Genomic DNA, 20,245 nt, shown 5'->3' with positions numbered 1-20,245 from the left:
TTATTCTTCTGTTTCGTCAGAGCCCTCTTCGCCGTCTGATGCACTCTCTGTGCTTGCCACGGTCACGTCCTCAAAGGACTTAGTGGGAGCTACCTCGACCAGCGGTTTCTGATTCTTGTATACCGTAACGATAAAGCCGTCAACGTTATTTCCCGATATTTCATACCTTAAACCGTTTGGCACAGGAACTGTGGTCTTGTCTGCACCGTCGTCGGACTTAACGAAATACACCTCATATTCCACGTCCTTGTCGTCCTTGAATTCAAGGTGCTCGCCGTCATATGGGTGATTGCGGACAAGGTCGATGTACTCCTCAAGGCAGAGGTCATTAGAGTCCATATAATAGGCATGGGGAACGCCTACATAGCGGAAATGCCACGGCTCGTCCTCTATCTTGGTTATTTTTTCCTTAGCCTTTTGGTAGCGGACAACAAATCCGTATCTGTAGCAGTTTGCGTTCAGCCACGCATAATCGCCCGTTCCATCGTAATCATAGTTATCTGCCTCTGTAAAGTCAAAGGCAAGTCCCGATTCATGCTCGCTGAATCCCGGCTTTGCCACCTTTGTGGACTTTCCGTCCTCAGACTGGGCAACATCTTCGTCATAGAGCTGCTGCTGGAAATCTCTTGTACGGTATGAGCCGTAGATTATGAGCTTGTCGTTGTTGTACTGATCCGAGAAATCCTGTATCATACGCGCCATTGGCTCATACACCTGACGAAGTATGGTATATGTGGAGTCTACTGCCGAAAAGCAGGTATACTCGTTTTCCTCGTTCATCTCTATAATGCTGACGAGATCCTCGTCACCGCTGTAATATTCGTGATCCTCATTTACAAGGATAAGGTCTCCGCGGAACTTGTCCTTGGTATCAACGGATTTTGATTCAAAAATTATCTGGTTCGGATCGGGAGCAGTAGTGCTCTCGGTATCTGTGACCGCTATATCCTTATCGTCAAAATAAGGAGAGGTCTGTACCTCCTTTGCATCCTTCATTGCATTTCTCACAAAGAATCCGCCTGCTCCGACGAGAACAAGGCTGATGACTATCTCTGTCATGGTCTTGGCACGTCGTATGCTTTTTTCCTTGCTTATCTTTTTATTTTTAGACATACGTCTTCTCCATTCCGCTGCCGTTTGCAGCTCATTTTCGGGAGTCCATCAAGCTCCCACAGCTTTTGTTCTTTCTATCTCTCTTTTTTGTTACGAATATCGGGACGTTTAATAGTATTATATCATATTTCGCGGCAAAAATATAGTCTTTCGGGGGTATATTTGTAAAATTGCGGTATATATTCAGATATATATCCACTAAAACTGTATTCTTTCTACAAGACTCGTTTTGCATTATCGTACATAAACCATCAGATGTCTCATAAAATCAGCATATAACGTTATTGTACACAAAAAACAGGTCCATTCATCACCGTATTGCACAATCTTTTATAAAGCCCTTGAAAATGAATTAAATTAATGCTATAATATATTTGTGAAAGTATAGACAGAGCCGTATATGAGCGGCTTTATGAACCACCGCTCCAAGCTATGACGACTCTGTGTTTTTCTGTATTTTCGCTATAAGGAGTGATGTTTATGAAATGTCCACAGTGCGGAACAGCAAACGAAGCGGGTTTCAGGTTCTGCGTGAAATGCGGCGTCAACCTTGAAAATCCGCAGGATATTAATATTGAACAGGTCGATATGGGCGGCTATCATTCTGAAGAAGATTCTGCGAACGGCGGCTTTACTCTCGGAAGCGGGACCTTCACTATCAGCGATAAACCTTCGAGAGATTCGTCCTCCGACTTATATACCGCAGCCGAGCTGAACGATTCCGATGAGGTATTTGATTTCAGCAGCATCGACGAGCCATTTATACCACACCTTGACACAGGAAGAGTCACACTCCCCGAACAGACAAAGGCTGTAAGACAGGCACAAATGCAGAATGCAGGTTTCCGCTCACAGAGCGGAATGGCAGGAATACCGCCACAGGGCATGATGCAGGGGCTTCCCCCACAGGGCGGAACTATGGCAGGGATACCTGCTCCACAGGGCGCTATGCAGGGGCTTCCCCCACAGGGCGGCGCTATGGCAGGAATACCTGCTCCACAAGGCGCTATGCAGGGGCTTCCCCCACAGGGCGGAGCTATGGCAGGAATACCTGCTCCACAAGGCTCTATGCAGGGTATACCCCCACAGGGCGGCGCTCAGATGAACGGTATGCCTATGTACGGTCAGCCCATGATGTACAGTCAGCCTCAGCTCATAGGCTACGACCAGAGCGGTAATCCTCTTTACGGTCAGCCCGTAATGTACAGTCAGCCTCAGCTCATAGGCTACGATCAGAACGGCAATCCCGTTTACGGTCAGCCTGTAATGTACGCTCAACCCCAGATAATCGGCTATGACCAGAACGGTATGCCCGTTTACGGTCAGCCTATGATGTACGCTCAGCCTCATATGGAACAGCCCGAGCCCGAACCCGTCGCTCCTCCTGTTGAGGACAAGGAAAAAGTCGAGGTACCTGACGATTTCTGGGAGTTTTTCGACGGCGGCAAGGCTACAGAACACGCCTCTATGGACTCCGCAGACGATTTCTTCGGAAAGCGCGGTGACGAGATAGAGGGCATGAAGCGCTTTGAGAAGAAGAATCAGGCGTATATGAGCGATACACCGCTTGTTGACGCAAGAGACCTCAAAAAGAACGAGTCAGACAAGTACAACAAGTATTTCATGCGCTCGGCAGGCTCTGCAAACCCCAATGAGCTCAAAGCCAAGCAGGAATCCCTCCACCTTAACTATATGGGCGGAACTAAAAATGTTGACGCAAATCAACTCCGCGCAAAAGAGGAAGGCAAGGCATGGAACCTCATGGGCGGAACTAAAAAGGCTAATGCCTCAGACCTTGAAATGAACACGGTCTCACGCTCAGAGTCTCTTATGGCTCAGGCAGACCGCGCAGTAGAGGCTATGCCTAAGAAAGCTAAGACCTATAACGATGAAATAGACGCTATAGAGCTTCCCGAGGAAATGAAGGCAAAAAAGACCAACTTAGCGGAAATTCCCGGCTTGCCGGAAATTAAATAAATTTTATTCTATATTCTATCAAGGAGATGTTGTAAAAAATGAAGAAGTTTTTGAAGGAATTCAAAGAATTCGCACTCAAGGGAAACGTAATGGATATGGCTATCGGTGTTATCATCGGTGCTGCATTCGGAAGTATCGTAAGCGCTCTTACAGATAACTTTATTACTCCCCTTATCGCAGCTATCACAGGCGGCGCAGAGAAGGACGAAAACGGCGTTATGCAGCTGGTAGGCGGTAAGTTTACTATTGCAGGCGTTGATTTCAACTATGGCGCATTCCTTTCCGCTGTACTTAATTTCCTCATTATCGCTATCATCCTCTTCTGCTTACTCAAGGCTGTAAACAAGGCAATGAGCATCGGCAAGAAGAAGGAAGAGGAAAAGCCTGCTGAGCCTCCGAAGGAAGAAGTTCTCCTCACAGAGATCAGAGACCTTCTCAAGGCACAGAACGCAAAGAAGTAATTTGTGCAGGACGTCCAATGGACGTCCTTTTCACGTTTATTGCACCAATACAGCACTAAGCCCCCGTTTTTGCACGGGGGCTTAGTTTATCTCATTGAACCCTTATTAAGAATTATTACAAATATTTTTGTTTATTCAGGTATTACCAGAATGCCCACTGGAAATTCAGGTAGTCGCTCTTCTGCTCGTCGCGTACAGTTACTATATTGCTGGTAACCTGTGCTGCAACATTTCCGTTGCTGTAGTATGACTTTACTACACAGCGATATTTAGTGTAATAATGTATAGGATTGTAATAACCATGACCATCATGTAATATTTTGTCGTTCTCTCTTGTATATTCTTCATGTGTATCGCTTCTGTAAACGGTTAATGTAGGTCTATATCCTACGCTTACCCACTGACCGTTACTGTACTTCTGCCATTCATATGAAGTTGTTCCTGTACCGCCGGCAGCCGAAACAGAGAGCGTTGTGGAGTTGTTATAATCATCTGAGCTTACCGATTTAGGCTGTGTTGTGAGTCTGAGAATGCTCTGATATACCTTTATTTCTTTTGAGGTGATCTTATTATTCTTAGCATCAAAAACCGTCAGATAATATGAACCCCGTTCTGTAACATTTATTGTAGCTGTAGTATTTGGCATAATATAACCGTCATGGACCCACTGGTATCTATATGGCGCTGTACCGCCTACAGGTGTTGCATAAAGCTCAAGAGGTCTGCTGTATGAATATACCCAGCCGCTTAAAATCTGACCGCCGAATCTCAGATACTCATAATATACATTTGCTATATTTGATGTGACCCTATTACCCAGAGAGTCAGTTACCTCACATCTGTACTGTCCATTCTCGGTAACGGATATAGACGCTGTATTCTTTGAAATATCATTGCCATATCTTGTCCACTTATACTTATAAGGAGCCTTTCCGCCTGTTGCTGTTACAGAAAGCGTACAGCTTGCACCATTACTATAGATATGTGCGTCCTTAGGCTGAGTTTTTATTTCTAATTTTTCACTTACCTTGCACGTATATGTATCTGCGCTCTTAGTAACGCTTTTTGAACCGAATGAATATGTAACGGACACCTTGCACCAATAATTGCCTGCCGCATTAACCGAATACTGATATGAAGTTGCACCGGTGATGCTTACAGAGTCCTTGAACCACTGATATTTAACAGCAGCATTTGCAGGTATCACACAGTCTGCTTTTTTACTTGCTGTGAGTGTATAGCTCGGTGTACGGCTGCTTAATATAACGCTTGAAGCATTGAGTTTATATGAAATATTGCACGCAGGCTCAGCTGCAGTTGTGGTAGTAGTGGTCGTGGTGGAAGTAGTTGTAGTAGTCTTTAATAAAAAAGTTCTCCTTGTAGTTAGTCGTGGTTTTAATTCACCAGGCAAAGTCCTTTTAATTTCAATTTCCTGTGCAGGGGCTGTTGTAGTAGTAACGATAGGACGCCTGCCATTTGAAGTAAGTGCCTTTTCAAACTCAAGTTCATTTGCAAACTCAAGTTTATCAGCTGATGTCAGTTCATTTGCCGATTCGATCTCTTTGATCAGAGCATTTTCTTTTAATGTACGGGAAATAGCTGCTGTTGTTGGTTCTGCTGTCTCTGCTGCACTTGCAGGGATAGCACTTGCGCCGCAAAGCAAAACGGCACTTGACAGTAAACATAGTGCTTTTTGTGAAAAGTTTCTCATTTGTGACAACCTCCCTAAAATAAAATAATTTATTATTTTGTATTTTTTATAAAACAAGCTCTGCGCGCTGAACTTTGTTCCCCTGTGTGGTATGGTCTTATTGTATCACGTTCATAAGAGCTTGAAAAGGTGTCATTTGTCACTTTCTGAGTGACATTTGTCACTTGTTGAATGACATATTTCACTTCTTTGAACTAAAGTTGTCCTGCCAATTATCCGCCAAAAATAAAAAGCACCTGCTTTTACACAGGTGCTTAAAAAATATCAGTTTATCAGCTGTAGCGCCTCAAAGCGCCGATAACTCCCAAAACAGAATTCAGCAATGAAATTGCAAGAGTAATGCTTGAAAGCACTATACCTGCGATAGCCATGCCCTTTTTGGAGCTTTTAAGTCCCTTTATACCCATAACAAGTCCTACGATACCGCAGGGGATACCTATTATAGGCAGACACCAGCCCAGCAGGTTGCAAAGTCCGAGTACCAGCGAGGCTATTGCCTTGCCGTCTGGCTGCTCATACTGCTGCTGATACGGATTGTTCATCTGACTGTAGAAGTCAGGAGCTCCGTTATAATTCGGAGCATTGTACTGCCCGTTATTGGGATAGCCGCCGTTATACTGCCCATTATTAGAATAACCGCCGTTGTACTGTCCGCCGTTATCGTAGCCGCCGTACTGGTTATTGCTGTCGGGATAATTACCGTTATTCTGTCCGCCGTAGTTGTTTGGATCATTATTATAATTATTATCCATTACAAGCTCCTTTTACTTTATATCAGCGTGATGTGCCTGAAGTGACTTAACACCGAGGTGAGTATTGTTCTTTATAGCCTTGATACCCTCAGCGCTTGCTCTTGCAGCAGCCATAGTTGTCATATACGGAACTCTGTGCTTGATAGCAGCCTTACGGATATAGCTGTCATCGTGAACGCTGGTCTTGCCGGCAGGAGTATTGATTATCATCTGTATCTCGCCGTTTGCGATCTCGTCAGCGATATTCGGACGTCCCTCATATATCTTGAATATCTTGTCGCATGGGATACCTGCTTCCTTGATCATCTCGTAGCTTCTGCCTGTAGCGATGATGTGGAAGCCGAGCTCGTTGAAGGACTTAGCGATGTCTATAAGCTCGGGCTTGTCTCTCTCGCATACGCTGAGAAGAACTGTACCCTCAAGAGGAAGCTTGTTCTTTGTAGCTTCCTGAGCCTTGTAGTAAGCTTCACCGAAGGAAGGAGAGATACCGAGGACCTCACCTGTTGAACGCATCTCAGGTCCGAGGAGAGGATCTACCTCCTGGAACATATTGAACGGGAATACAGCCTCCTTGACGCCGTAGTGACCGATCTTCTTATCCTTGAGCTCGGGAACAGGCGAAGGTCTGCCTGTGAGCTTTGATGTAATTATATCGGTAGCAATTCTAACCATGTTGATGTCGCATACCTTTGATACCAGCGGAACTGTTCTTGATGCACGGGGATTAGCCTCGAGAACGTATACTGTATCGCCCTCGATAGCGTACTGCATATTCATAAGACCGCATACGTTCATCTCTACAGCTATCTTCTTTGTGTACTCCTTGATAGTAGCCACCTGCTTCTCTGTCAGGTTCTTTGAAGGCAGGATACAAGCAGAGTCGCCCGAATGAATGCCTGCAAGCTCGATATGCTCCATAACGCATGGAACAAAGCAGTGTGTACCGTCGGAAATAGCGTCAGCCTCGCACTCTGTAGCGTGGTTGAGGAAGCGGTCGATGAGGATAGGTCTGTCAGGAGTTACGCCGACAGCCGCATTCATGTATACTCTCATCATCTCGTCGTCGTGAACTATCTCCATGCCGCGTCCGCCGAGAACGTACGAAGGACGAACCATTACAGGATAGCCTATCTTGTTTGCGATAGCGATAGCCTCATCAGCATTTACAGCCATGCCAGCCTCAGGCATAGGAATGCCAAGCTTGTCCATCATAGCGCGGAAGTGGTCTCTGTCCTCAGCAAGGTCGATAGTCTCAGGAGTTGTACCGAGGATATTTACGCCGTACTTTTTGAGGTCATTTGCAAGGTTAAGAGGAGTCTGTCCGCCGAACTGAGCTATAACGCCCACAGGCTTCTCCTTTTCATGTATAGCGAGAACATCTTCAAGTGTAAGAGGCTCGAAATAGAGCTTATCAGATGTATCATAGTCAGTAGAAACTGTCTCAGGGTTGCAGTTTACGATAATCGACTCAAAGCCCAGCTTTTTAAGAGCAAGTGCAGCGTGAACGCAGCAGTAGTCGAACTCGATACCCTGACCGATTCTGTTAGGACCGCCGCCGAGTATCATAATCTTCGGCTTTTCTGTGCTTACAGGGCTCTTGTCCTCGTCAAGGTGATATGTTGAATAGTAATAAGCAGCGTCCTTTGTACCGCTTACGTGAACGCCCTCCCATGCTTCCTTGACACCGATAGCCATACGGGCATTTCTTATCTCCTCCTCGGTAACATCAAGGAGAGAGCTGAGATAACGGTCTGAGAAGCCGTCAAGCTTAGCCTGCCTGAGTACGTCATTTGCAGGAACAGCACCCTTATTTTTAAGGAGTGCCTCCTCCTCGTCAACGAGCTCCTTCATCTGCTCGATGAAGTACTTCTTTATCTTTGTGAGGTCGTGGAGCTCATCTATTGTAGCGCCCTTGCGGAGAGCCTCATACATAACGAACTGTCTCTCGCTTGTTGGGTAGCGGAGCTGTGCAAGGAGCTCTTCCTTAGTCATGCTGTTGAAGTTCTTAGCAAAGCCGAGACCGTATCTTCCTGTTTCCAGTGAACGGATAGCCTTCTGGAAAGCCTCCTTGTAGGTCTTGCCTATGCTCATTACCTCGCCCACAGCTCTCATCTGAGTACCCAGCTTGTCCTCAGCGCCCTTGAACTTCTCGAAAGCCCAGCGAGCGAACTTGATAACGATGTAATCGCCGTCAGGAACGTACTTGTCAAGAGTGCCGTACTTTCCGCACTCGATGTCTTTAAGTGTAAGACCGCAGGCAAGCATAGCTGATACGAGAGCTATCGGGAATCCTGTTGCCTTTGAAGCGAGAGCAGAAGAACGTGAAGTTCTTGGATTGATCTCGATAACAACGATACGGCCTGTCTCGGGATCACGTGCGAACTGACAGTTACAGCCGCCAATGACCTCGATAGATTCGATTATCTTGTATGACATCTCCTGAAGAGTCTTCTGAACGTCCTCGGGGATAGTGAGCATAGGTGCTGAACAGAACGAATCGCCTGTGTGAACGCCGATAGGATCGATGTTCTCAATGAAGCATACAGTGATCTTGTTGTTCTCAGCGTCACGAACTACCTCGAGCTCAAGCTCTTCCCAGCCGAAGATACATTCCTCGACAAGTACCTGTCCAACGAGAGAAGCCTGTAAGCCTCTTGCACAGACAACCTTTAATTCATCTACATTATAAACCATTCCGCCGCCTGCGCCGCCCATAGTGTAGGCAGGACGGAGAACTACAGGATATTTCAGCTTTTCAGCTATCTTTACAGCCTCGTCAACTGAGTAAGCTACCTCGCTCTTTGGCATACCGATACCGAGAGCCTTCATAGCGTTCTTGAATTCGATACGGTCCTCACCGCGCTCGATAGCGTCAACCTGAACGCCAATGACCTGTACGCCGTACTTTTTGAGTACGCCTGCCTGATCAAGCTCTGAACAAAGGTTAAGACCAGACTGACCGCCGAGGTTAGGGAGGAGAGCGTCAGGACGTTCCTTTTCGATTATCTGAGTAAGTCTTTCGAGATTAAGAGGCTCGATGTAAGTAATATCAGCAACATCGGGATCTGTCATGATAGTAGCAGGGTTAGAGTTTACGAGAACTATCTCATAGCCCAGCTTGCGCAGAGCCTTGCAGGCCTGAGTACCTGAGTAGTCGAATTCGCAAGCCTGTCCGATGATGATAGGACCTGAACCGATTATCATGATCTTGTTAATATCCTGTCTTTTTGGCATATTATTCTCCTGACTCGTACACTGTAAAATGTACGTTGATATATTTGCCATGAAACATCATGGCACAACTTCTTACCTTATATAATAACATATATCACGACAAATTGCAATATAAAAATTCTCTTTTACAAGCAGTACAATTTTAGGAAAATTGCAAAATCCGGCTGTTGAAGTTTGTGAATATTATTGAACATCAAAGAAAACAGGGCGGATAATTCCGCCCATACTGCTCATTATTTATTCAGCACCATATTGCATCTGCCCCATTTTTCGTCCTTGTAGGCAAATGCGCTCGGAGTTGTTATTCTTTCGGTAAAGCCTGCGCTCTCATAGCATCTGCGCGCCCCCTCGTTTACTGTGAACACATTGAGCTGTACGGCGTCTGCTTTCAGTATCTCAAAGCAGTATTTTGAGGCAAGCTGTATCATTTCCTTCCCATAGCCGTTTCCGCGCTGTTCAGGATCAACTATGACAAATGCCAGCATTGCTTCATTGATGTCATAACCTATGGAAATGCACAAAAAGCCCACAACTGTACCGTCGTCCGTGACGGCTGCAAAGGGACAGTCCCCGTGTTTTTCGTACATATCCGTGAGGAAACGTTCAAAAGCGGTCTTTTCCAGCGGATAGGGCGCGTGTTTTGCGCTCCAAAGAGCGTGTGTCCTTTCGTCAGTTACCCAGTTTTTTATTGCGTCGAAATCGTGACTCGGTATGTATGGTCTTAGTCTCATGGTAACACCTCCATAATTATTATACTTATATCCTAAAAAATGTCAATGTGTGATCATTTACTATCCGTTCTGATGCTTTTTAAGCTCCTGCCAGCGAAAAAAGCTGTATATATCATTGACAAAAAACACTGCAAAGCAGACAACTACCGATATATAGCGGCTATCTGAAACACTCGCCATTGTCCATAAAATGATAAGAATAATATCGTTGGCGGCATAAGCTATTGCGTAAAACGGATCTCTCCTGAATGTAAGATAGACGGCAATAAAGCTTGTTGTGACTGAAAGAGTGCTCGGGACGATATTTGCTGTATTAAAGGCTTTCAGTACAAAATAGAACAGCACAGTAACTATTGCAGCCATGATCATCATGCAAACGGCTTCGTTTTTTCCTATACCTCCGATCTTTACCTGCGCTCTGTTTCCGTTGTATGGATTTTTCAGCCACGATATCAAGGCTAATACTGCCATAGGAGTTGTCATGCCAAGATAGGTAATCATCTCTCCGAAGTACGAAAAATTGTATGATATTATCCCATACATCAGGCTGAAAATAATAACCAGCGCCTGACCAGCCGGATTGCCCTTTGAGTTTAATATGAGGTAGGTCACGCCTGTCAGTGATGCAGATAGTATAAGGTAGTTTTCTCTGTCGAACAGGAGAAAGGATATAATAACAAGCAGCGATGAAACGCTCCAAAGAATGACCTCGCCTACAGAAAAATAACTTTTGATGCTTTTTATCATGCGGTCGCCTCCAAAAAACAAAGCATTTGCACACACATCTTCTAAGACCTAATGATGTGTGAACAAATGCTTTTTGCATTTTCTACCCGGTGGCAGAAATATATTTACTTTTTAACAGCTGCTCTCTGGAAGCACTTTACTATCTCAACGACAGGCACTATGCAGGCGCCTGCAATGAATGCCCAGAGATAATTCATACCCGAAAGAGAAACCAGTGAGAACATATTTCTCAGTGCAGGGATAAAGAGTACGGGTACGGTGAGTATTGCTGAGAGCAGGATAGCTCCGATAAGCACCTTGTTGTGCTTCTTCATTGTGAATATAGAGCCTCTGAGGCTTCTCATATTCCATGAGTGGAGCATTTCACATACACAGAGGGTAATGAATGCCATTGTTGTGCCTGCCGCAGGAGAGGTCTTTGAGCCGATAAGATACGAAACAAAGGTAAGCGCTGCGATAACTGCGCCCTGCCACAGCAGATTTATGCCGAGACCGTCGGAGAAGATGTGTGATTTGCTGCTTCTTGGCTTACGTGACATGATACCCTGCTCAGCAGGCTCCATACCAAGAGCTATTGCAGGGAAACAGTCTGATATAAGGTTTATCCAGAGCAGGTGTACAGGGCTGAATATGCTCTTGCCGCCGCCGATGAACAGTGTTGCTGCAAGTATGCAGAGCACCTCACTGAGGTTGCTTGAGAGCAGGAACTGTATAGCCTTGCGGATATTGTCATAGATACGTCTGCCTTCCTCAACAGCGCCTACGATAGTTGCGAAGTTATCATCTGTGAGTACCATATCGGCAACGTTCTTTGTAACGTCTGTACCTGTGATACCCATACCAACGCCTATATCAGCGCTCTTGATAGACGGAGCGTCGTTTACGCCGTCACCTGTCATAGCGGTTGTCATGCCCTTTTTACGCCATGCGTTTACGATACGGACCTTGTGCTCAGGCTGAACACGGGCATATACACTGTAATCCTGAACATGAGCGTTGAACTCGTCATCAGGTATCTTTGAAAGCTCTGCACCTGTGAGAGCCTGCTGTCCCTCGCCGAGGATACCAAGCTCCTTAGCGATAGCAACAGCTGTATCTCTGTGGTCGCCTGTTATCATAACGGGACGTATGCCTGCTGTGCGGCAGAGACCGATAGCGTCCTTTACCTCGGGACGGACAGGATCTATCATGCCTGTCATACCGATGTAGATGAGGTCGTGTTCAAGTCCCTCGGGTGAAATATCGCTTGGAAGCTCGTCGTACTCGCGGTAAGCCGCAAGGAGAACTCTCAGCGCCTGATCTGCCATTTCCTTATTGCGGCGGAGTATTTCAAGTCTGTCAGACTCGGTCATTATGCGGACGCCGCCTTCTTTGAACATATGTGTACAGTTTTTCAGCACCTCATCGGGAGCGCCCTTTGTGTACTGTATATAGCCCTTATCGGTCTTGTGTACCGTGGACATCATCTTTCTGAGCGAATCGAAAGGGGCTTCCGCAACTCTTGGAGTTGCAGCCTCCATTTCGTACTTTTTAAGTCCGCACTTGTGTGCATAGGCTACAAGAGCTGCCTCTGTAGGCTCACCTGTAACGGTATCGTCAGAATTGAGCTGCGCGTCACAGCAGAGAGCCATAGCTCTTGCAAGGAGCTCCTTATCATCTGTATTTTCGTGAACAACAGTCATCTTGTTCTGTGTGAGAGTACCTGTCTTATCCGAGCATATTACCTCAGCACAGCCGAGAGCCTCAACAGCAGTAAGTCTGCGTATGATAGCTCCGCGCTTTGACATATTTGTAACGCCGATAGAGAGAACGACTGTTACTACGGCTGCAAGTCCCTCAGGGATAGCCGCAACAGCAAGGCTGACAGCTATCATAAATGAGCTGAGGAAGCCGGGAAGTGTAATAGTACCGTTTCTGACGAGCATCTGAACGATGTTCAGACCGAGTATGATAACGCAGATAATGAGAACCGCGATAGAAAGTATCTTGCTGAGCTGGTCGAGGCTTCTCTGGAGCGGAGTCTCATCGTCATCGGCATTGGCGATAGCGCCTGCTATCTTACCCATTTCGGTCTGCATACCCGTAGCGACTACTACAGCCTCTGCACGTCCGTAGGCAATACTGCTGCCCATGTAGAGCATATTCTTTCTGTCTCCGAGAGGTACCTCATCGCCGCTGAGCACATCGCTCTCCTTTTCAGAGGGCACGCTCTCGCCTGTGAGGGCTGATTCCTCAGCCTTTAAGGCAGCAGCTTCGAGTATACGGCAGTCCGCAGGAACATTGTCGCCTGCTTCAAGAGCTATGACATCACCGGGCACAAGGTCTGAGCTCGGTATAACTACCAGCTCTCCGGAGCGGTAAACCTTGCTCTGTGCGGCGCTCATAGCCTGCAATGCTTCGATAGCGGATTCTGCCTTGTTTTCCTGATATACACCGAGAACAGCGTTTGCGATGACAACGAACAGGATAATGAATACGTCCGCGTCAAGCTTGCCCTCAGAGATGATACCTGTAACTGCGGAAATGACCGCCGCTGCAATGAGCACAAGTATCATAGGGTTTTTGAACTGTTCAATGAACCTTGCAAGCAGAGTAGGCTTAGGAGCTTCGTCAAGCTTGTTCTGGCCTACCTTTTCAAGGCGTTTTGCAGCTTCCTCAGCTGTTAGTCCCGAAGCCGAGCTCTCGACTTCTTTAAGGACACTTTCTGTGGTTTCAAGATAGTGTTTCATTATTTTCCTCCAATATCCGTTGTACTGATGAAAAGGCGTATCCCTTCACTACAATACTAAACAGATAATATTTTATCATTTACTTTCAAAAAAGTCAAGATATATCTGTGACTAAACTGTAAATTGCCGCGAAAAACAAAAAAGCCCGTCCAATATGAACGAACTTTTCTGCCGGAAGCTGAAGCGGAACTCCCGATGTATGAAAAATCACTGTATGATTTACTGCGAAACAAGCAATTGAAAAGGAAATTCTGAATTTTGTTTTTTCTTTCAAGTGTTTTATAGAGATGGTTTTTTTAAGAGAGATCTGAAAGCTTTATGTGCTCATTGTTTGTTCCGAATAAGTAACGGCATACCAATGATAAATCACCGTTAAAAAAGGGGGGTGGACGGAAAAATGTCATGCTGTCGGGGGGCGAAAGCATACATTTTTCCGTTCAGGGATATGAATGGTATAGTCTTATAAAGGATCCGACAAGCATAGAAACAGTCACTTTATTTATATTATGACCTTCGCCTGCGTTTTTAGGTTAGCCGCCCGAAAAGTGACTACGCTCTCATTGCCTGTCAATAAATAGATAAATAATGCGTAGTTTTCTGTGATGATTCTTTGTGTGCTGGAATGTTGGATATGGATCAGGTAGTAGGATCAAATGGCGTTTTCTGAACGGTAAAGATGCAATATTATTATCAGGAAAATTTAATGAAGTATTTAGGATTAGATGGAAAATTTTTAAAGGGGATCGATGTTTTATGTAAAGTGATGGTTAAAATTTTCTGAGTTTCTTGAGATCCTTGGGGGGCTCTGGTTGATTAAACATCCATATGCAGGCGGAATTTGCATTCTGCTCTGCTGCCTTTACAGATTTTGAAACGATTGTCTTCATTATTATTGATCTGACAGTATTCCGAGTTTTCTTCATGATGAATTCCTCCTGAATAATGATAGTGCAGGCACCTTTGGGGCGACGCCTATAATATTATTATATTTCGCAAGCCCGAAAAGTCAATACCTTTGCACTAAACGCCGCTTATTTGCATTTTTATCCTCATAGTTCATATTTAACGGTAATTTTCTTACAGTAATAATTTTTTTGTTGAGGTTTAACGGTATATTATATTTTAAGTCCCGAAAGCCTCATACTGCTGTCTTTTTTGCAGCTGTTTCAGGCTGCTTTTCATTATCGTCGGGAATAGGGATAAGCAGCTCTGTGATGAAAAGATTATCCTCAACATGGGCATTGAAGCTGCCGTTGTACTTTGCACAGGCATTTCGTATATTTGACATACCTATTCCGTGGTGGCCCTTCTTGGTGCTCCTGAATTCGTTCTTTGCGGTGGTGGATACCTTGTCGAAGCTGTTTTCGAGGTAGATGAACACAAAGTAGTTCCGGCGTGTTATAGACAGCCATACGCGGCGCTTGTCCTCAGGGAGTTCGCTGCAGGCTTCAAAGGCATTGTCCAGCAGATTTGAGAATATCGCCGTAACATCAAGATTTGAAATAAAGCTTATATTAGTATATTCTGCATCTACGCGGAAATCGACATTCATGGATTCTGCGGTATCCAGCTTGTTGTTGATAACTACCGTAAGAATAGGATCCTCGCACTCAAAACGGGGCATGAGCTTGTCGAGCTCAGCATTGAGCAGGTCCTTATAATGTCCTGCTTCTTCTGCCTTGTTTGCATTTATGAGTCCCTCAAGAGAGGCAATGTGCTTCTTTACATCGTGGATAACACGCCTTGAAGCGTTATACTTCTCGTTCAGCTCGTTATAGGCTTTCAGCTGTAATACAGACTGCTGAGATACAAGCTCCAGCTCTTTCTCAGTTTTATATGTCTTTGAAAGAGTTCGCAGAAGATAGGTAAGATAAAGGTCAAGTGCAAAGAATATCAGCAGGATAATAACGATGCCATAGCCTGCTTCGCCCTCCATGATAGTATTGTATATGTACTGGAAAATGATTATCTCTCCGACTATGAGTATGAAGAACATTATTATCTCCTGCAATCTTATGGAGCTGAAGCCGTTTTCGGAAATATACAATATAAAGCACTTTGCAGCGGCTATCATAAATACCCAGCTCAGCAAATTGCCTGCAATATACAGCTCTATCGTATCCTTTATCTCCGGTGACTCTACGCCTATCAGGCATGAAAGCAGCATTCCCGAAAGCATCTCTATTATAGCCATTATGACAAAAAATATGGCATTATATATAAGGAAATTAAGATATTTCGGCTTATAAAACAGGATAGTCAGTATAAGCAGTGAAAAATATGCATATGAAACATTAAAAACAGGCATTTCAAAGGAATTTACGAATGCATGGAGCAATGCTGCCAAAACTACATATATTATTTTTAATACCGCATGACATTTTCTTGATTCATAAATCTTTCCGAATGTTACGAACGCAAAAATGTACAACGCCGCTCCGGAAATATAATTAGCTGCAAAAAACATAGCTTACTCCTGTCTGATGTAGTGTTTGATAAAACGGCTGAATTCATTCTGGAAATCCTTCAGTTTTTTCTGAGCTACGGGTATTTCCAGACCGTTTGTAGTGTATAGTGTAAAGTTATTGAGCTTATCTATGTGTTCCATATTTATTATAAAGCTTTTATGCGGAGAAACAAAGCTCTCTGAGTTTATCAGTGCAAAAACGTCGGAAAGGCTGCCTCTTATGCGATATTTTTCCGTTTTTGTGTATACTGTTATACGGCGGTTTCCTGTATATTCAAAGACGTAGATGTTTTTCAGCGACAGCAGCAGAGGTCCGTCCTCGCCCTTTAGCTGTATCACCACGTCCTTTTCAGAGTTTTCGGCAAGATAGCGCATAAGCTCGTCGAGCACATTGTCTATCCTTACGTCCTCAAAGGGTTTTACCACAAAGTCAAAAGGGTGCACCGAATAGCTCCGAAGTGCAAACTCTGAGTGATTTGTGACATATACTATCCTTGAACGGCGGTCTATCTGACGTATTGCCTGAGCAGTCTTCAGCCCGTCGATGCCGCTCATTTCGATGTCAAGAAAGATAAGGTCGTAGTTCATCTCCGTTTCAAGAAGCTTTTCGCCGCAGCGGAAGGTGTGGACCTCAAACTCTACAGAATGGACGGTGCTGTATTTCGAGATACGCCCCTTTATCTGTTCGATAACGTCCTTATCGTCGTCGCATATAGCAATGGATATCATTTCAATGCTCCTTTCCTGTTTGAGAATATACCTGCTGCAAGCATTATCCCTGTAAAGAATATTGCTATAGCAGCACCTGTCATAAGCCGTCGTGCCTGTAAAACAGCAAAAACAGCTATTATCGCCGCTGAAATTGCGGCTGCTATAAGTGAACGTCTGCGGAATACCCTGCGTTCCACGCTGTCAAAGGGCTTGTTTCGGGATTCCACAGGTGCTAACAGGATAATGAGCAGCAAGCCTGAAAAGCTCATAGCCAAAGCAGCCGGCAGCGAGGCTCTTGCAGGCATAAGACGAGAAGCCGCAATGACAGAGCTCATCACAGCCATAGACAGTATAAAGCAGGCGATCCGCGTTTTAGCATGATAACCGCCGCAGCATGAGCGCAGAGGCGGATATACTGCCATGAAAACGAGTGCCTCGGGAGCACTGCCGAATAAAACGGCAGCAACGAGCATAGCAGCAGATATGACCATCTTCATGATGTTCAGCTCAAGTCCGAATCGGACTATATCTGCCTCGTCTTCTCTGACGTAACCGCCGCTGAGAAGCTTTTCCATGATCGAATTTATTAATTTGTCCATCTCTATATCCTGTATCCCATACACGAATTACTAATCAGTTTAATTATATCACAAATTAGCAAAAAGTCAATATTCTCAGTGAAAGTTTCACCTTATACTGTCAAATCCAAGAGCATACTCAGAAGTTTCAGCTGATGCCAAAACAATTCTATAATATTGACATTGCAGGCAAGATATGATATAATATATGATGCGATAAATCTGTCATATGTCATAATGATATAGGAGGTTATTAATATGAAAAAAATCATTTCGACTCTCGCTGCACTTTCAATTCTCTGCGGCTCTGTCTGCACAGCTGCACCTGTCTTTGCAGAATCTGTTCTGACACCTACACAGAGTGCGGTAACAAGCGAATATGACCTTGACGAAGGTCATAAGATCGTTAAAGAAGACGACTTTGAGTATCTCGTCTATGACAAGTTTGTCTTAATAACAAGAGTCAATAAGGAGGACATCGAGGAATTCACTGTTCCCGAGACCTATAAGGATAAGCCTGTTGTGGGGTTGACAGACGGACCTTTCAGAGACTGCAAGAATCTTAAAAAGATAAATCTTTCAAAGAATATCGCTGTTTTCGACTGGATATTCATCGCAGAAGAAGGCATTGAGGAAATAACTGTTCCTGAGGACAGTAAGTACTTCACAGCTGTTGACGGCGTCATCTATACAAAGGATATGACAGAGCTGGTTGCCTGCCCTAACGCAGGCGGCAAGACAGAGCTGACTATCCCTGATGAGACTGTCAGCATAGACCGCGGAGCTCTTGCCTGCTGCCGCGACCTCAAAAAGGTAACTATGGGCGAAAATCTCGAAAAGATATACCCGTCTGCTTTCTGGGGATGCAGCGGTCTTACAGAGGTCAATTTCTCACAGAAGCTCAAAGCTATTGGATACTTTGCTTTTGCAGGCTGTTCATCGCTGGAAAGCGTTGACCTGCCCGACAGCTTGGAGGAGATGTATGAGGACGTATTCAAGGATACTGCCTGCATCAAGACCGAGAACAGCATAAAATATGTTGACGGCTGGGCTGTAGGCACGGATAAGGAAATAACTGCCGGCGATATCAGAGAAGGCACTGTAGGTACAGCCAGCGGAATTTTCTCTGAGAGATACCAGCTGAAATATATTGTTGTCCCAAGCTCAGTAAAGCATATCACTGATCGACTTATCATAGGTCTGGGACAATATATGGATATTGATTTTATAGCATTCTATAACAACAATATCCCTGCAGGCTGTCTTGCTACAAACGGTATCAAGGGCATCGAAATATACGATCCTAACTGCAAGATAACAGATTCTCCGACAACTCTGCCTGCATATCATGTTTATCGCGATGAATCCTATGTTCCGAGCAGTAATGAAGAAAAGCCAACAGAGTATACTCTTTCCCACAAAACAGTAACTGTATCCTCTTCAAGCGGAGCTTCAAGTTCGATACAGAGGGCGATCAACACAGAGCTGATAGACCTTGACACTATAAGCCTCGCTTCTAATGAAAACGCTGTTAAAAAGGCACCTATAAAGGCTGGTGCTTCTCCCAAGTATGATACTGTTATCCACGGTGCAAAGGGCTCTACAGCTGAGGACTACGCTATAAAGTACAGACGAGTATTTATGCCTTTAAAGCTCAAAATCGAAGAAAACGAGCCTTTAACAAAAATCAATAAGGACGGAGCAACCTACGACATATACTCGAAATACTTAGCTACCGCATCTGTACGCCCCTCAAGCAGCGATACCATAAAAGAAATAACCATATCTTCCGAAGCAGAATCTCCCGAAGTAGGTATCGCTCCCGTAAGAACATTATTCGTCATCGGCGCAAATGCTGATAAGATAAGTATCCCTGCTACTATAGAACAATATATTCATTTGGAAGACTCCCCCGATGATAAGGTGGCATTCTACGATGTGGACAAGGACAACCCCTACCTCACATCAGTTGACGGTATCATCTACAGCAAGGACATGACAAAGCTTATCAAGGTGCCGTCAAGATACGCAGGCAAGAAGATAGTTGTTCCCGACGGCGTAAAGATCATAGACAGCTTTGCATTATACGGTCTCGAAAATGTTGAGAGCATTGAGCTCCCCGACAGCGTTGAAACTATCGGAAAAAATTCTTTCGCAAACTCATCCAAGCTCAAGAGCGTCAAACTCTCGGAAAAGCTTGATGTTATCGGCGACTATGCTTTCGCAGGCTGCACAGGTATCAAAGATATTTCTATCCCTGAAAGTGTAAATCATATCGGTTATAATGCATTCCTTGACGTTCCTGCTGTCAAGTCAGAAGACGGACTTGATTATCTCGGAAGCTGGTGCGTCGGCGTCACTGAAGTTGAGCCGGAAAAATCAAAGCCTGCAAATATCAAGGAAGGTACCGTTGGCATTGCCAAATTAGACGCTGCCGGTTATATACTTGTTCCCAAGAGCGTTACAAAAATGAGCTGGGAAATGTTAAGCACCGCAAACAGAGTAGTAACTGCTTATGTTGATTCACACGTTATCGACTTTGACGCTTTCAAGAACGCTAAATACATGAAGAACATCTTCATATACGATCCCGAATGTGAGATATGCGCAGGTTACCGGACTATCCCTGCACAGCATATTGATGTCGGCGATGACTCAGTAAAGTCGCATCAGGAAAGGAAGGAGCCACTCAAGTCTTATTTTTACAGAACACCACTTATGGAGGAGCTTGAAGCAGATTCCGACGAAGAAATATGCGATACTGTTATCCACGGCTTTAAGGGCTCTACCGCAGAGGCTTACGCTAAGATGTACGGTATCAAGTTCGAGAAAATAGAACAGAGCGGCGACCTTAACGTTGACGGAGAGTTCAATGTAGCTGACCTTGTAATGATGTCAAGATTCATCAACGGAATGACTACTCTTGACGAAAGGCAGATTGCTTCCGCTGACCTCAACGGCGACGGAAATATCGATATATTCGACATGGTCGAATTCCGCAAAAAGATACTTGAATCAATGAGAGATAACTGAT

Annotated in this window: 14 protein-coding genes; 3 read left to right on the top strand and 11 right to left on the bottom strand. The window is 44.8% G+C overall.

The window, feature by feature from the left end; all coding sequences use genetic code 11:
• Entirely contained in the window at window positions 1–1,113 is a 1,113-nt protein-coding gene (locus K5677_RS09350) for a M15 family metallopeptidase (protein WP_296727202.1), read from the bottom strand.
• A gap of 480 nt (window positions 1,114–1,593) precedes the next feature.
• Between K5677_RS09350 and K5677_RS09345 the strand changes: the two genes are divergently transcribed.
• On the top strand, window positions 1,594–3,090 hold the full coding sequence (locus K5677_RS09345) for a hypothetical protein (protein ID WP_296727198.1): 1,497 nt from the start codon (window positions 1,594–1,596) through the stop codon (window positions 3,088–3,090).
• A 38-nt stretch (window positions 3,091–3,128) separates the two neighbouring features.
• Window positions 3,129–3,551 carry a large conductance mechanosensitive channel protein MscL gene (gene mscL / locus K5677_RS09340; protein ID WP_296727196.1) on the top strand — a complete coding sequence of 141 codons (423 nt, stop codon included), beginning with the start codon at window positions 3,129–3,131 and terminating at the stop codon, window positions 3,549–3,551.
• Window positions 3,552–3,693: 142 nt separating this feature from the next.
• Here mscL and K5677_RS09335 read toward each other — a convergent pair whose 3' ends face one another.
• The 10 genes from K5677_RS09335 to K5677_RS09290 form a co-directional block, all read right to left on the bottom strand.
• The gene (locus K5677_RS09335) at window positions 3,694–5,262 is read right to left on the bottom strand and encodes a hypothetical protein (RefSeq protein ID WP_296727193.1); all 1,569 of its coding nucleotides are present in this window, start codon (window positions 5,260–5,262) and stop codon (window positions 3,694–3,696) included.
• A gap of 272 nt (window positions 5,263–5,534) precedes the next feature.
• Entirely contained in the window at window positions 5,535–6,014 is a 480-nt protein-coding gene (locus tag K5677_RS09330) for a DUF4190 domain-containing protein (RefSeq protein ID WP_296727192.1), read from the bottom strand.
• A gap of 12 nt (window positions 6,015–6,026) precedes the next feature.
• Window positions 6,027–9,248 carry a carbamoyl-phosphate synthase large subunit gene (gene carB, locus K5677_RS09325; protein WP_296727190.1) on the bottom strand — a complete coding sequence of 1,074 codons (3,222 nt, stop codon included), beginning with the start codon at window positions 9,246–9,248 and terminating at the stop codon, window positions 6,027–6,029.
• A gap of 233 nt (window positions 9,249–9,481) precedes the next feature.
• Window positions 9,482–9,979: a GNAT family protein gene (locus tag K5677_RS09320; protein WP_296727187.1), complete on the bottom strand. Its 498-nt coding sequence runs from the start codon at window positions 9,977–9,979 to the stop codon at window positions 9,482–9,484.
• A 60-nt stretch (window positions 9,980–10,039) separates the two neighbouring features.
• Complete coding sequence (gene pnuC / locus K5677_RS09315; RefSeq protein WP_296727184.1) at window positions 10,040–10,726, bottom strand: nicotinamide riboside transporter PnuC; 687 nt, start codon at window positions 10,724–10,726, stop codon at window positions 10,040–10,042.
• A 104-nt stretch (window positions 10,727–10,830) separates the two neighbouring features.
• A complete protein-coding gene (locus K5677_RS09310) occupies window positions 10,831–13,455 on the bottom strand; it encodes a cation-translocating P-type ATPase (protein ID WP_296727182.1) in 2,625 nt (874 codons plus the stop codon).
• Window positions 13,456–14,222: 767 nt separating this feature from the next.
• The gene (locus tag K5677_RS09305; protein WP_296727179.1) at window positions 14,223–14,378 is read right to left on the bottom strand and encodes a cyclic lactone autoinducer peptide; all 156 of its coding nucleotides are present in this window, start codon (window positions 14,376–14,378) and stop codon (window positions 14,223–14,225) included.
• Between the two features lie 215 nt (window positions 14,379–14,593).
• A complete protein-coding gene (locus tag K5677_RS09300) occupies window positions 14,594–15,922 on the bottom strand; it encodes a sensor histidine kinase (protein WP_296727177.1) in 1,329 nt (442 codons plus the stop codon).
• Between the two features lie 3 nt (window positions 15,923–15,925).
• Window positions 15,926–16,651 (bottom strand): LytTR family DNA-binding domain-containing protein, encoded by a 726-nt coding sequence (locus tag K5677_RS09295; protein ID WP_296727175.1) that lies wholly within the window; start codon window positions 16,649–16,651, stop codon window positions 15,926–15,928.
• The gene (locus K5677_RS09290; RefSeq protein WP_296727173.1) at window positions 16,648–17,232 is read right to left on the bottom strand and encodes an accessory gene regulator B family protein; all 585 of its coding nucleotides are present in this window, start codon (window positions 17,230–17,232) and stop codon (window positions 16,648–16,650) included. Before K5677_RS09290 ends, K5677_RS09295 begins: the two co-directional genes overlap by 4 nt.
• Window positions 17,233–17,469: 237 nt before the next feature.
• Between K5677_RS09290 and K5677_RS09285 the strand changes: the two genes are divergently transcribed.
• A complete protein-coding gene (locus tag K5677_RS09285; protein ID WP_296727171.1) occupies window positions 17,470–20,244 on the top strand; it encodes a leucine-rich repeat protein in 2,775 nt (924 codons plus the stop codon).
• Window position 20,245: the final 1 nt, after the last annotated feature.

It is taken from the genome of Ruminococcus sp., assembly GCF_024684275.1.
Note: the sequence above shows the minus strand (reverse complement) of the source record. Positions and strands in the feature narration are given on the sequence as shown.

Bases quoted from the DNA above. Each gene is read 5' to 3' on its own strand.
- K5677_RS09350 (WP_296727202.1), bottom strand. From the start codon at position 1,113: ATGTCTAAAAATAAAAAGATAAGCAAGGAAAAAAGCATACGACGTGCC.
- K5677_RS09345 (WP_296727198.1), top strand. From the start codon at position 1,594: ATGAAATGTCCACAGTGCGGAACAGCAAACGAAGCGGGTTTCAGGTTC.
- mscL (WP_296727196.1), top strand. From the start codon at position 3,129: ATGAAGAAGTTTTTGAAGGAATTCAAAGAATTCGCACTCAAGGGAAAC.
- K5677_RS09335 (WP_296727193.1), bottom strand. From the start codon at position 5,262: ATGAGAAACTTTTCACAAAAAGCACTATGTTTACTGTCAAGTGCCGTT.
- K5677_RS09330 (WP_296727192.1), bottom strand. From the start codon at position 6,014: ATGGATAATAATTATAATAATGATCCAAACAACTACGGCGGACAGAAT.
- carB (WP_296727190.1), bottom strand. From the start codon at position 9,248: ATGCCAAAAAGACAGGATATTAACAAGATCATGATAATCGGTTCAGGT.
- K5677_RS09320 (WP_296727187.1), bottom strand. From the start codon at position 9,979: ATGAGACTAAGACCATACATACCGAGTCACGATTTCGACGCAATAAAA.
- pnuC (WP_296727184.1), bottom strand. From the start codon at position 10,726: ATGATAAAAAGCATCAAAAGTTATTTTTCTGTAGGCGAGGTCATTCTT.
- K5677_RS09310 (WP_296727182.1), bottom strand. From the start codon at position 13,455: ATGAAACACTATCTTGAAACCACAGAAAGTGTCCTTAAAGAAGTCGAG.
- K5677_RS09305 (WP_296727179.1), bottom strand. From the start codon at position 14,378: ATGAAGAAAACTCGGAATACTGTCAGATCAATAATAATGAAGACAATC.
- K5677_RS09300 (WP_296727177.1), bottom strand. From the start codon at position 15,922: ATGTTTTTTGCAGCTAATTATATTTCCGGAGCGGCGTTGTACATTTTT.
- K5677_RS09295 (WP_296727175.1), bottom strand. From the start codon at position 16,651: ATGATATCCATTGCTATATGCGACGACGATAAGGACGTTATCGAACAG.
- K5677_RS09290 (WP_296727173.1), bottom strand. From the start codon at position 17,232: ATGGACAAATTAATAAATTCGATCATGGAAAAGCTTCTCAGCGGCGGT.
- K5677_RS09285 (WP_296727171.1), top strand. From the start codon at position 17,470: ATGAAAAAAATCATTTCGACTCTCGCTGCACTTTCAATTCTCTGCGGC.